This window comes from Calothrix sp. FACHB-168 (assembly GCF_963889195.1).
Lineage (GTDB): Bacteria > Cyanobacteriota > Cyanobacteriia > Cyanobacteriales > Nostocaceae > Aulosira > Aulosira anomala_A.
Window position 1 is genome coordinate 89,046 of the sequence record NZ_CAWPNJ010000085.1, and the last position, 13,560, is coordinate 102,605.

At 41.2% G+C, this 13,560-nt stretch carries 12 protein-coding genes; 7 read left to right on the top strand and 5 right to left on the bottom strand.

Features of this window, described 5'->3' with window-relative positions; genetic code table 11:
* The first annotated feature begins 14 nt into the window (after positions 1-14).
* Complete coding sequence (locus AACW45_RS35780; RefSeq protein WP_190630471.1) at positions 15-1,889, top strand: AAA family ATPase; 1,875 nt, start codon at positions 15-17, stop codon at positions 1,887-1,889.
* Here AACW45_RS35780 and AACW45_RS35785 read toward each other — a convergent pair.
* A complete protein-coding gene (locus AACW45_RS35785; protein ID WP_190630472.1) occupies positions 1,874-2,500 on the bottom strand; it encodes a TetR/AcrR family transcriptional regulator in 627 nt (208 codons plus the stop codon). The genes AACW45_RS35780 and AACW45_RS35785 overlap by 16 nt on opposite strands.
* Before the next feature lie 193 nt (positions 2,501-2,693).
* On the opposite strand from AACW45_RS35785, the gene AACW45_RS35790 reads away from it, so the two are divergent.
* The 5 genes from AACW45_RS35790 (at position 2,694) to AACW45_RS35810 (ending at position 10,407) form a co-directional block, all read left to right on the top strand.
* The gene (locus tag AACW45_RS35790; RefSeq protein ID WP_190630474.1) at positions 2,694-4,001 is read left to right on the top strand and encodes an ABC exporter membrane fusion protein; all 1,308 of its coding nucleotides are present in this window, start codon (positions 2,694-2,696) and stop codon (positions 3,999-4,001) included.
* A complete protein-coding gene (devC, locus tag AACW45_RS35795) occupies positions 3,998-5,173 on the top strand; it encodes an ABC transporter permease DevC (protein ID WP_190630476.1) in 1,176 nt (391 codons plus the stop codon). Before AACW45_RS35790 ends, devC begins: the two co-directional genes overlap by 4 nt.
* Positions 5,174-5,224: 51 nt before the next feature.
* Positions 5,225-5,926: a DevA family ABC transporter ATP-binding protein gene (locus AACW45_RS35800; RefSeq protein WP_190630478.1), complete on the top strand. Its 702-nt coding sequence runs from the start codon at positions 5,225-5,227 to the stop codon at positions 5,924-5,926.
* A 967-nt stretch (positions 5,927-6,893) separates the two neighbouring features.
* Positions 6,894-8,873 (top strand): multicopper oxidase family protein, encoded by a 1,980-nt coding sequence (locus AACW45_RS35805; RefSeq protein ID WP_190630479.1) that lies wholly within the window; start codon positions 6,894-6,896, stop codon positions 8,871-8,873.
* Between the two features lie 406 nt (positions 8,874-9,279).
* Positions 9,280-10,407 carry a Gfo/Idh/MocA family protein gene (locus AACW45_RS35810; protein WP_190630481.1) on the top strand — a complete coding sequence of 376 codons (1,128 nt, stop codon included), beginning with the start codon at positions 9,280-9,282 and terminating at the stop codon, positions 10,405-10,407.
* Positions 10,408-10,474: 67 nt separating this feature from the next.
* Here the strand turns inward: AACW45_RS35810 and AACW45_RS35815 are convergent, their stop codons facing one another.
* The 4 genes from AACW45_RS35815 to AACW45_RS35830 form a co-directional block, all read right to left on the bottom strand.
* Entirely contained in the window at positions 10,475-11,026 is a 552-nt protein-coding gene (locus tag AACW45_RS35815) for a retropepsin-like aspartic protease family protein (RefSeq protein WP_190630484.1), read from the bottom strand.
* A gap of 109 nt (positions 11,027-11,135) precedes the next feature.
* Entirely contained in the window at positions 11,136-11,921 is a 786-nt protein-coding gene (locus tag AACW45_RS35820) for a pentapeptide repeat-containing protein (protein WP_190630486.1), read from the bottom strand.
* Positions 11,922-11,931: 10 nt separating this feature from the next.
* Positions 11,932-12,573, bottom strand: coding sequence for a hypothetical protein (locus AACW45_RS35825; RefSeq protein WP_190630487.1), 642 nt, complete (start codon positions 12,571-12,573; stop codon positions 11,932-11,934).
* Positions 12,574-12,722: 149 nt separating this feature from the next.
* Positions 12,723-13,001 carry a hypothetical protein gene (locus AACW45_RS35830; protein WP_190630489.1) on the bottom strand — a complete coding sequence of 93 codons (279 nt, stop codon included), beginning with the start codon at positions 12,999-13,001 and terminating at the stop codon, positions 12,723-12,725.
* Positions 13,002-13,251: 250 nt separating this feature from the next.
* On the opposite strand from AACW45_RS35830, the gene AACW45_RS35835 reads away from it, so the two are divergent.
* Positions 13,252-13,428 carry a hypothetical protein gene (locus AACW45_RS35835; RefSeq protein ID WP_190550346.1) on the top strand — a complete coding sequence of 59 codons (177 nt, stop codon included), beginning with the start codon at positions 13,252-13,254 and terminating at the stop codon, positions 13,426-13,428.
* The last annotated feature ends 132 nt before the right edge of the window (positions 13,429-13,560 follow it).

The window sequence follows — 13,560 nt, forward strand, 5'->3', positions numbered from 1 at the left end:
GATTGGGATTAAATATGACACATTCAACTTCTCGGAGAAATCCTTACGTTATTGGTCGTCCAATCGATGAATCTCAACTGTTGTTCGGTAGAGAAAGCTTGTTTAACTTTATTGAAGAAAACCTGAAGCAGGATGTAAAAGTTATTTTGTTGCATGGTCAAAGACGTATTGGTAAGTCTTCAGTACTCCGCAATATCCCTAATTTTAGCCCACCAGAAGATTTTATCTTTGTTTTTTTCGATTTGGAATACCACAGCCGAAAACCTCTGAGTAGTATTTTAGATGCGATCGCCACAGAAATTATTGAACAACTAGAATTTGATTTAGATAAGATATCCATACCTGATATCACAGATTTAGAAACAGATCCATATATATTCTCAAATCAATTCTTACCCCAAGTTTATCAGGAATTAAAAGATAAAAAGTTAGTATTGTTGCTGGATGAATTTGATGCTTTAAACAACGATACTCCTGATGCAGCAGTTGAACATTTTTTTCCTTATTTACGCTCTATCATAGAGCTACCAGATAATCAATTATTTATTATTCTTTGTGTCGGTCGGCAATCAGCAGATATGCCGAATTTATTAAATATATTTAATCATGCACCATACCAAGAAATTGGGTTATTAGATGTTGAAGATGCTAGTCGGTTAATTACTCAACCTGCTCAGGATTTCCTAAATTATGAACAAAATGCTATTGATGAAATTTATAATTTGACAGCAGGTCATCCATATTTTATTCAAGTAATTTGCTTTAATATTTTTGTCCAAGCAAGGGCTGAAGAAAAATGGCAAGTTACTCGTGAAGATGTCGAGGCAATTGTAGATAAAGCGATTGAAAGTGCAGAAGCTGGTTTAGCATGGTTCTGGGATGGTATATCTATTATAGAGCAAGTAGTTTTTTCAGCCGTAGCAGAAGCACAAGAGTTAGCAATTTTACAAAACCAAGCAATTCCAGAAGAGCCATTTACACTGCTAAACAACTATGGAATTGTCCAGACAAAAGAACTAGTTCAAGCAGCTAAATTATTAGTTGAAAAGGGTTTTTTAGATGAGAAAGGACATCGGGTAAAAATTGAAATCGTCCGCTTATGGCTGCTGCAAAGACACCGCCTTGATACAGAAATTAAAACTTTAGGAAAAAAACAAGTAAATCTCATCTCTGAAAAAGCAAACACAGTACATGAAGATTCAATAGATAATTATGAACGAATATTGGGAGAAGACTCCAATCAATTTAGTACTATATTAAATCTTGCTAAGGAATATTTAGAGGCAGAAAATTTCGAGTCAGCGCTAGAACTTTATATAAGAGCTTATCAATTTGATCCAATACGCAATCAAGATAAACTTTTACATGTCCTGGAAAGATACGGGGATAATTTAAGAAAACAAAAAGAATTTGCCTCTGCAAAGCAACAGTATGAAAGCATTTTAGAAATAGACCCTAATGAAATATCGGTACAGCAGAAATTGCAATTATTGACTGATGAAATAGCAAAAGAGGCTACAGATAATTATCCAAAGCCTAATTGGCGACGCAGAACAGGCATAGTGCTAGGAATTGTTGTCTCTGTTAGTGTTGCTTTTGGCATTTATCAGTTGTTACATCGTTGTCCAAACAATCAACAGTTAGGATTCGGTCTAGGTTGTGAGGCGAAGCAAAATAAGATAAATTATCCACATAGAATAACAAATATAACTCGTGGCGATCGCAGGGTTTTTCCTAAGATCCTCAACATTGATTTGACAAAACTGGAACTAAATATAGACCCAAAAATTAAAATCAGTGTATTGAGCCAGACACGCCAGCTAGGGGAAACCCAGGAAACCCCAACAATACAAATGTATCTTCGTATGATGAATTACGAATTAGTCTGAGCATTATTAATAATTAAGTTTGTCATGGTGTTAATTAAGCGATCGCTCTCCATTGGTAAAATATCTTTACCATGCAAGACATCTTGAACAATATGATAATGAACTATTGTTCCTAAAAGAATTCTTGCAAGTGCTTCTGGGTCATCGATGTTCAATTCTGGATGACTAGCAATATATTGAGTGAGGGTTTCTGTCACTGGTTTAATCATGGCACGGACACAAATCTGGGCTAACTCCGGAAAACGACCAGACTCGCCAATAATTACACGCATCAATGCTGAATGTTCTTGGTCTATAGCCATTAACTCTAATGCTTTGGTTGCTAATTGAGGCAGAACAATTGTTGGATCTCCCTCTGGAGGTTGTGTACCAAATATAGAATTAAATTTCTTACCTGCCAGTTTTTCTACTAATACCTTAAACAGTCCTTCTTTATCTTGAAAGTGGCTGTAAACTGTGGCTTTCGATACACCCGCAGCTACTGCCACTTTATCCATACTTGTGCCAGCATAGCCATTTTTCAGGAACTCCTGCATCGCCCCTTGCAGAATTTGTTCCACTTTATCAAGGGAATTCTCTTTTTCTACTTCGTCAACTTTGATCCGTGCCATGTGTCTATCAATTTTGCTTATAACCATCTTACTGGGGATTGGGGGATGAGGGGGAAAAGGGAGACAAGGAGGAAAATTGTACAGACGCGATTAATCGCGTCTCTGCCCCTTGACTAAACTACTCGGTTTAGTTTAGCATAATTTTGAACTGGACGGTTTAGTTTAATGATGCCGCCCAAAAGAGGGGAATACTATGGCGCAAAACTGGAATTTATTAGGTTTTCGGGCTTCCCAAGGTATTTTTAAGTCACCTACCATTCTGGCAATAATTACAGCTTTAATTACAGCCGGGGCTAGTGTTTATACGGTTACTAAGTTCCAGGCTGATTCAGGGAAGAAGCCAGAACTAGCAACGCCTATGCAACCAGTTGTTAAAACTGTTACTGCATTGGGACGCTTAGAACCTAATGGTGAGGTGATTAAACTATCTGCACCGACGGCGAATGAAGGAAATCGGGTAGAACAATTGTTGGTGAAAGAAGGCGATCGCGTGAAAGTTGGACAGATAATTGCAATTATGGATAGTCGCGATCGCTTACAGGCGAGTTTGGGTGAAGCGCAAAGACAAGTACAAGTGGCTAAATCTCGACTGGCGCAGGTAAAAGCTGGTGCAAAGCAAGGCGAAATTGCAGCCCGTCAAGCAGCTATTAATCGTTTGCAAGTGGAACTGGAAGGAACTATTAGAACCCAGCAAGCGACAATTAACCGTCTAGAAGCAGAATTGCAAGGACAACAACAAAGCTTACAAGCAACCGTCGCCCGTGTCGCCGCCGAAAAACGCAACGCCCAAGCTGACGTACAACGCTACGAGAGTTTATACAAAGAAGGTGCAATTTCCAGCCAAGAAGTAGATCGTCGCAGATTAAGCGCCGAAACCAGCACTCAGCAATTTGTTGAAAGCCAAGCCACCAAAACTAGAACTGTCGCCACCCTCGAACAGCAAATTAACGAAGCCAAAGCCAACCGCGACAAAACCATCGCCACATTACAACAACAAATTAGCGAAGCCAAAGCTACCCTTAATCAAACCGCAGAAGTTCGCCCCACAGATATCGCCACCGCCCAAGCGGAAGTAGACAGCGCCCAAGCTACCGTCGATAAAATTCAAGCCCAACTTAACCAAGCATATATTCGCGCTACTAAATCTGGACAAATTCTAAAGATTCATACCCGCGCGGGTGAAACTGTGGGGAATGATGGAATTGTTGAATTAGGTCAAACTGAGCAGATGTATGCAGTGGCAGAAGTGTATCAAAGTGATATTCATAAAGTAAAGCCAGGACAGCTTGTCAAAGTTACCAGCGATTCTCTCCCCAACGAATTGCAGGGAACTGTCGATTGGATAGGGATGCAAGTACAACGGCAAAATGTAATTAACGCCGATCCCTCTAGTAATATTGACGCCAGAGTAGTGGAAGTTCATGTCAAGCTAGATTCTGCATCCAGCGCCAAAGCTGCCCAATTTACCAATTTACAAGTCAAGGCGGTGATTGCACAATGATTGGCTTTATATCTCAACTCCAGCGACGTACACCTTTAGGATGGTTGCAATTAAGTCATCAAAGAAGCCGTTTATTAGTTGCACTATCGGGTATTGCTTTTGCAGATGTCCTCATGTTTATGCAGCTAGGGTTTCAGACGGCGTTGTATGACAGTAACACCAGAATACACCGCAGTCTGGAAGCTGATATTGTGCTGGTGAGTCCCCAAGCGCGTAACTTGGCGAATATGTCCAGTTTTACTAGACGGCGACTGTATCAAGCAATGGATTTACCAGGGATTAAGTCAGCCGAGGGAGTATATATTAACTTTGCAGATTGGAAGAATCCCCAAACCAAGAAAAAGACAGCAGTACTGGTGATGGGCTTTAACCCTGATAAACAGGTATTTGACTTGCCGGAAGTGAACCGCCAAAAAGATATGGTAAAACTACCAGATACCATGCTATTCGATCGCGCGGCGCGGGGAGATTATCAACAAGCGATCGCGCAAATTAATGCAGGAAAACCTGTAACCACAGAACTCGATCGCCGCACCATCAGTATTAACGGCTTATTTTCTATCGGTGCATCCTTCATTGCCGATGGTACATTAATTACCAGCGACCAGAACTTTTTGCGGCTATTTCCCCGGCGCGATGCTAGTAGCCTCAACCTTGGTTTAATTCAATTACAACCAGGTTACGACCCCAAACAGACAGCGAATACTTTAAAATCTCACTTAGGTGAAGATGTTAAAGTTTTAACCAAAGAAGAATTTATTGAATTTGAAAAATATTATTGGCAAACTAACACTGCGATCGGCTTTATTTTTAGCCTGGGTGTAGGCATGGGCTTTATGGTGGGCGTGATTATTGTGTATCAAGTTCTCTCCACAGATGTCAACGCCCACATGAAAGAATACGCCACCTTCAAAGCGATGGGATATAACAATCTCTATTTATTAGGGATTGTCTTTGAAGAAGCTGTAATCATGGCTATATTAGGCTTTCTTCCTGGCTTTGGCGTATCCATAGGACTTTATGCACTCACCAGAAACGCCACCAATTTACCCCTATACATGACCCTAGCCAGAGCCATCCAAGTCCAAATCTTGACGCTAATCATGTGTATGATATCCGGCGCGATCGCTACTCGCAAAGTTCAATCAGCCGATCCCGCAGATATGTTTTAACAGTCAACAGTCAACAGTCAACAGTCAACAGTCAACAGTCAACAGTCAACCATGAATCCAGTAATCTCTGTGCAAAATCTCGACCATTACTTTGGTCAAGGTCAATTGAAAAAGCAAGTTCTCTTTGATATCACCTTAGAAATTAACGCTGGTGAAATTATCATTATGACTGGGCCTTCGGGTTCTGGTAAAACTACATTGCTAACTTTGGTAGGTGGTTTGCGTTCGGCGCAATCTGGAAGTTTGCAAGTATTAGGTCGAGAACTCTGCGGTGCGAATGCGGCGCAACTTACCGAAGCTAGACGCAGTCATGGCTATATTTTCCAAGCACATAACTTGCATGGTAGTTTGACCGCACTGCAAAATGTGCGCATGGGTTTAGAATTACACAAGGATATTTCACCCCAAGAAATGAAAACTCGTTCTGCGGAAATGCTAGAACAAGTTGGATTAGGACAGCGCCTCAATTACTATCCTGATGATTTATCAGGGGGACAAAAACAACGAGTTGCGATCGCGCGTGCTTTAGTTAGTCGTCCGAGAATTGTCTTAGCAGATGAACCAACAGCAGCGCTTGATAGTAAATCCGGTCGAGATGTAGTTAACCTGATGCAAAAACTCGCTAAAGAGCAAGGTTGTACTATTTTGATGGTGACTCACGACAACCGCATTTTAGATATTGCCGATCGCATTGTCCACATGGAAGATGGTAAATTAGCTCAGGATCGGGCTATAGTTTCTGCTCTATCGTAAATCGCTTTTTTTGGCTGACAAAATTATGATGGTGATTTGTCAGAAAACTTTGATTTTTCTCCCTCAGTTGTGGGATAGTTTTGGGCGATCGCATTCCTTCAAAATCAGGGAATATAGCATTCCTATTTGATATTTGAACAAAAATGACAATGAAGATAGATAATTATTAATTATTAGACTTCTTGCATAAATATTGTCGCTGTGTTGATTAGGAGTTGGAAAAGCTCACGCAGAGCCGCAGAGACGCAGAGAAGAATGAGAAAATTAGGACTTTTGCAAGAGGTCTATTGAGGCTTGCTATATCCCAACAATATTAAGGCAATATAAAAATTGATAATCTATTGTGTAGTCAGGGAGAAAATCCTGACTACACACATTTAATTATTTTTGCGGTTATACTTATTTCAAATTGTAAAATACTTGCCATATCTAGCTGTTTAATAATTAACAAAACTTGATATATTTAAAATAGCGATCGCGCTCATTCTCCCCAAACAGAAAATATTTTGCAAATTATTAATTCTTTTTCTCCTCACAAGTTCCTCACATTTATTACCTAGATTTAATTACATAAAAGCTTTGACTCTCGAAATCAGAACCTTCATTGACTACAAAGGCGATGAAGGTGAGATTTTTCTTTAATTTCGGTGCTGCTTGTATATTGAGAGAGAGCTAAGTTTATCCGAACATTTAATCGATCACAAATTACAGCAGTTTTCACCTATTTGAACCACATCTGTCGTAGTAGGGGCACGGCATCGAAAATCTTTTGGTACATACAATAATTTTACTGGTGCCGTGCCCCTACAGCTTGGTCTATTTACCTGAAAATAGCTGTAACTCAACGACATCGGCGATGCGATCGCTATATAGCTATAAAACAACGATGCTTAAAATCGATGTTTTAGCTGGTTGTGCTGTGGTTTTTTCTATAGGTTTGATCTGAACTACACAGGGGTTATCTACTATGGTGTCGCTACTGAATCCACTCACCATTGATAAATATACAAATCCATTACCAAATTTACTCCAGCCAGGGCTTTTTATTGATGCTAGGCGTAAGGGTAAATATACAATCACCATGAGTCAAGGTACTCATGACTTTGGTTTAGGCGAGGGAATACCCCTAGCGCAAACATGGGGTTACCATAGTCCTTCAGCTCCAACTTGGGATGCAGCTGGTCTAAATTACCTCGGCCCTGCTATTGTTGCGCAAAAAGGTAAGCCCATCACTATTAATTGGCAAAGCAAGCTGCCTAAAAAACATTTACTACCAGTAGATACAACCCTACACTGGGCTTATACAGGCACTAATTATAGTATCAGCAAAGATGGTGTACCTGTAGTTGCTCATTTACATGGTGGAAAAAGTAAATCTAAATATGATGGACTCCCCGATGCTTGGTTTACCTCTACCGGTCAAGGCGGAAAGTTAGCTATTAATAAAGGTGCAACACAAGCCTATAAATATGACAACGATCAACAAGCAGCAACCATTTGGTATCATGACCACGCTTTAGGAATCACTCGCCTCAATGTCTATGCTGGGTTAGCAGGTTTTTATATCTTGCGAGATAACTATGATACGGGAATACCAGATAATCCTAAAACCTCTCGCATTGAAAACTCACTTCCAGGTAATTACGTCAATTTTGATTACCAAGGCGATCGCCAAAAAGACCCAGATGTTTACTATGAATATCCGATAGTTATTCAAGACAAAATATTTACAGCCGATGGTCAGTTATTTTATCCAGCCTCCAACGCAGATTTAGCAGCAGCAGGGTTAGAAGCGATGCTTCCGCCATCCGCACCCAATCCCAGTGTGATTCCAGAGTTCGGTTCTGGTAATGTCATCCTCGTTAATGGTAAAGCCTGGCCTTTATTAGATGTTGAACCGCGCAAATACAGATTCCGGCTGTTGAATGGTTCTGACTCCCGTTTCTACAGCCTCAAGCTAGAACAAGGGTTAGACTTTTATCAAATTGGTACAGACTTAGGTTTACTCAATCAGCCAGTGAAACTTAGTCATCTGGAACTAGCGCCAGGTCAACGAGCTGATGTAGTTGTAGACTTTAAAGGATATCAGGGAAAGACTCTGATTCTGAATAATTTTGCTGGTGGTATTACTAGCGAACCAATTCCCAATAACCCAGATACTACAGGTCAAATCATGGCTTTTAAAGTTGGGAATCAGGTAACTGTTGCTGATACTCCTTTACCAACAACCTTGCGGGGAGGTAAGGGTCAACCTAATGCTTTGCCTACTTATACTGGCCTAGTAACCGATCAAAAAATTATTCAGAAATTTAACAATGGCATTGATTGGCTCGATCAGACTTTTGTTGCAAGCAGTAAAAATCCCAAAAAACCAGATTTCACCAAAATTGTCAAAGATCCCTTAACTGGATTACCAATTGCTAAACAGTTAGCTTTATTTGAGAATCCTGGCGATACTTTTGGGCGGATTACACCCATGCAAGGAACTATTCGAGATGGTGCTTTAATGTGGCATGATCCTATTACTGAGTACGTTCAACTGGGTGATACGGAGATTTGGGAAATTTATAATACTACACGCGATTCCCATCCCATCCATTTACATGAAGCAGGTTTTCAGCTTCTCAGCCGACAGGATTTTACTGCAACTCAAATCGATCCATTAACAGGAGCGTATTCACCAACAGCACCATTAAGCAATATTCAATATCAGGGAGCCGCAACGCCAGCAGCGCCCCAAGAAGCGGGTATACTAGACACCGTTGTCATCGACCCAGGAGAAGTGATTCGTGTTGCAGCTACCTTCGATCTTCCCGGAGAATACGTCTGGCATTGTCACATCCTCTCCCATGAAGATAATGAAATGATGCGACCTTATGAAATTTTAGCTCCAGGTGCAAATCCGCTAGCAGCAATGGATCATTTGCAAACTGCTGTACTCATCTAAATATTGCTAACACATTACAGCAGTTTTCACCTATTTGAACCACATCTATCGTAGGGAACACCGACAATCTTTTTGTACATACAATAATTTTACTGATGCCGTGCCCCTACAGCGTGGTCTATTTACAGGAAGATGCTGTAACACCCTTAGACTCCGGGAACTGCAAAAATTGAATTATGCCAAATTGTAGAGGTGGGGCGATCGCTAATTCGGGGATCTAATTTTTGCAACGCTCCAAGATTTCCTGTAATCTTGATGAGAAAGCTAGGGGCTAGGGACTAGGAAAGATTTTCATAGTTGGTTATGAGATTTTCTCGCCATCGGCTGACTTGAAATATTTATATCTCCCTTTCCTTGTCCTCCTTCCTTTACCCCTGATGCATAGTGTGATAAATCTGTCAACCATATGGTTTCTACATTGCAAACAAATCAACAAAAGATAGGCGTGGCGGTTGTTGGTACAGGATTTGGGCAGAAAGTCCACATCCCCGGATTGCAAGCACATCCGCAAACGGAGGTGGTGGCGGTTTATCATCGAGATATCAATAAAGCTAGAGCGATCGCCCAATCCAATAATATCCCCCATGCCTGCGATACAATTGCAGATATCGTCAAGTTACCCGTAGTTCAAGCAGTTACCATCGCTACCCCACCGTTTTTGCACTATGAAATGGCAAAAACAGTACTGCAAGCCGGGAAACATTTATTACTGGAAAAACCGACGGCTTTAAACGCAACTGAAGCGAAGGAACTTTATCAGTTAGCGCAAAAGCAAGGTGTAATTGCAACTGTAGACTTTGAATTTCGCTTTGTCCCAGGATGGCAAAAGTTTGCTCAACTATTATCAGCAGATTATGTAGGAAACAAGCGGTTAATTAGAATTGATTGGTTGGGTTCTTCCCGTGCAGATGCTTCTCGCCCTTGGAATTGGTATTCTTCGCAAGATAAGGGAGGTGGTGCATTAGGTTCCTTAGGTTCCCACGCCTTTGATTATATATATTGGTTATTTGGCCCGGTACGCCGACTCAGCGCCCATTTAACCACCGCCATTCCCACACGCATCGATCCCGCGACAGGCGAAAGCAAGCCAGTAAATACAGATGATACCTGCGTGCTGACGTTAGAATTAGCCGATGGTACACCTTGCCAGCTTACCATTAGTGCAGTAGTTCATGCACCGAGAACTCATTGGGTAGAAGTATATGGCGATCGCGGTACTTTAGTTTTAGGTAGTGAAAATCAAAAAGATTACATCCACGGTTTTCGGGTTTGGGGTTCCGAACCAGGTAAAGCCTTAAGTGAAATCGAAATTCCCTCTGATTTAATGTTTCCCCAAAACCACGCCGATGGGCGAATTTCCGCATTTATCCGCGTAGTAGATCGATGGGTTCAAGGAATTTACAGCCAGCAACAAATAATTCCATCACTACGAGAAGGAGTTTACTCACAATTATTAATGGATTTATGCCATGAATCCCATCAAGCAGCAAGCTGGGTAAATGTACCCAACTTAGAAAGCTTCCTTGACCATTAACTCTTGTACAGACGCGATTCATCGCGTCTCCGTCTCCGATTCATCGCGTCTCTGACCAATGACCAAATCATCGATGACGAAATTCTACTTCTTTTTCCAGAATCTTGATATCATAGTTCTCAAAAAAATCGTGACCTAATAATCCGATCGCGGCTTTAGGTGCGATCGCAACTTCAATATTACTAGCTACAGCCGAACCTACAGTAATATTTTGGACTTGGCTAGTAACAAATTGTACTTCAGTTCCATCGGCTATTTGGGCGTTAATTTTCCCTGTAGGCTGTAGTTTCAGGGCATTCGCCATTTTTTGAGTTATTAGGGTACTGCTAGCACCTGTATCTAAAATCATCTCAAAAGTTTGTTGTTGATTGAAGGTGACATCAACAACCGGAGTTTTCCCCATACGGCGCTTGATAGGAATGCGAAAAACTCTACTATCTACAGGTGTTGCACCGCAAAGGCTACCTAAACTGACAGTTTTCCCAGAGGAAGTTACCATAAAACAGCTTCCCGGATCGTCAGCCGTAGCACGATGGAGAAATGCTAAAAATATTAACGTTGGCATTATTGCCACTACACCTAAGTTAAGAGTCATCCAACGCTTTTTAGCATTCTTCATAGGATAATTTGCTCCGCAATTCCTAATACCCTTTGTTATTAGATTACCCAGAGACGCGATGAATCGCGTCTGTACAATTGTCTTTCTTGTCCTCCCCAAAGCGCAACCGTCAAACCTCATCTGACGGCATTATCGCCTCTTGCAGATTAGCACCGTCAAGTTTTGCTCCCCGGAGTTTAGCACCTCTAAGATTTGCGCCGGCGAGGTTTGCGCCTTTAAGGTTAGTCCAAGATAAGTTTGCACCCCGCAAATCGGCTTCGCTGAGGTTGGCGCGGAATAGATATGCACCGCTAAGGTGAGCTTTGGTGAGATTGGCTTTATAAAGGTTAGCTTTGTAAAGGTAAGCTTCTATTAATTCTGCTTCGTGCAAATAAGCTTCGCTTAAATCAGCTGCAATTAAGTTAGACTGCATCAGATTAGCAAAACAGAGATTAGCGCGAATGAGTTTAGCGCCATCTAAATCAGCCTCTCTTAAGTCAGCATTGCTTAAATCTGCACCTATGAGATTAGCATTTGCGATCGCAGCATCGCTCAAATTTGCCCAACTCAAATCACAGCCTATGAGGTTAGCATGGCTAAGATCCGCTTGTTTTAAGTTAGTTCCGCTTAAATTAGCAACGCTGAAATTAGCTGCACTCAAATTTGCTTCAATTAGCTTGGCGCTGTAGAGATTAGCACTACTTAAGTCAGCACCGCTCAGGTTTGCGCGTACCAGCAAAGCATAACTTAAATCGGTTCTTGTTAAATTTGCCCCTTGTAGGTTAGCACCTCTAAGGTTATCTCCACAGAGATTTGCACCACTGATATCTGGTTCAATCTGGGGATGTTGATTTCTCCACTCAAGCCATTGAACCGCACCAGCTTTGAGTAAAGCTAGATGCTCTCGATTCGCCATTGTCTCTCCTTTACTCCTGACGACCACTTTGGGGATTTGTCCGACCTGTAACATTTTCAATCGCGGTTAATGCGCCAGCTGCACCGGCAAGAATATCTCGTTCTTGTCCGCCTAAATACAGCCTTCCAAAGCTACCTACAGCTTGTACCTCCAGAATATTAATCGAAGCTGCTTTTTCGGCTTCGTTTGCAGCTAGTGCCGCATAAGCCGCAGGTTCAACTTCTAAAACATACAGAGTTTGTCCTGCTAATAATAACTGTCCCCGGCGGGTGCGATTGATTAACTGCGTCTGGTAAGCATCGATATTGCGGATAATTTGGCTAGAAACTACCCGTGGTTTGATACAATCTTCTCTTTTCACCCCTAAAGCTGCCAAAATCGCTTGACCAGCCGAGCGCGTTTCCCCTTGGGAGCTAGAATGAACTTCTAATAAACCATAAAGTCGTTCAACTACCTGTACACCAGGACGCACAGAGGCGGCTTTTAAAGCAATATCTGTAATTTTATTAATTTCAATGCCAGGAGAAATTTCAATCCATAGCGATGTATCCCCTGGTAATGGTAAGAAACCTTGAGCTACGGTTCCCATATATGCTGCATGTTGAGGTTGCAGATTGTCGAGAAATACGAAACTGCGTAGTTCTATTCCCAAGGTATTAATCTCCAGTCATGGGGCTAAACGTTATCGGTTGCAATATATGAGTGTAACCGATAGTTTGTCCTCATTAGTCATTTGTCAGAGACGCGATGAATCGCGTCTGTACAATGTGAGATCATTTGATTGTATAAAAAGCAACTTTTTTAATTTTTATTGCCATAGGCGGTAAACGCAGCACTGAAAAAGAATGAAACACCAATAATTAAATACCACAGAGTCAGCAGCTTACTTTTACTCCAGCCTGGTTTGATCGTGTCACCACTGCCGGCACCATGATACCAGTTATCGGGGAAAAAGAAATCAATATATGCATTTGACCAAACGCAAGCATAAATATTGTTGGCGACTAAATGCTCCCACAGCACCGCAGAGAAAATCATGCAGCAGCAAAAGATAAATAAGAATTTAAGTACAAGAGACATTGGTATTGATGGTGATTTAGGTAGTTTTTTAACTTGTCGCCTTTAACATCAATGGCAATATGTGGTTTTTCGGGATAATACTGGGTTAGATGAGGAATGCAGGCGATCGCTTTTTTTTAGTATAAATGTTCTATAAATCACCAATACCACTGAAGCTTTTTTTATAACTTTTTTGGTAGTCCCCAAGCAAGATGTAGTTTCTGGTGATTACAGCAAACTTAGAGATAAGTAAGCGTAAATTATCATAGCCATGACTACTGAAAAAACCAAAAACCCCCGCAATATTACTTCGAGTAATTCTCAGGAAACCGAAAGCAAGAAAGAATTAAATCAGAAAACTTCGGTTGAATTTTCAGTTAGCGTTGTATTAGGAGTTTTAATAATTATACTTGCGGCTGCGACTGCTTATTTTGGTGTGGTTCGCTAGTTATATAAGCTAAAAGTAGTGTTGTCGCGTAGCGCAACGCACCGACATAGCATCAAAAATGAACTGTACATTTCAAAAGGAATATGACAGATTGTAGGGGTATGGCATTGCTATGCCCTCTAAAATATATTG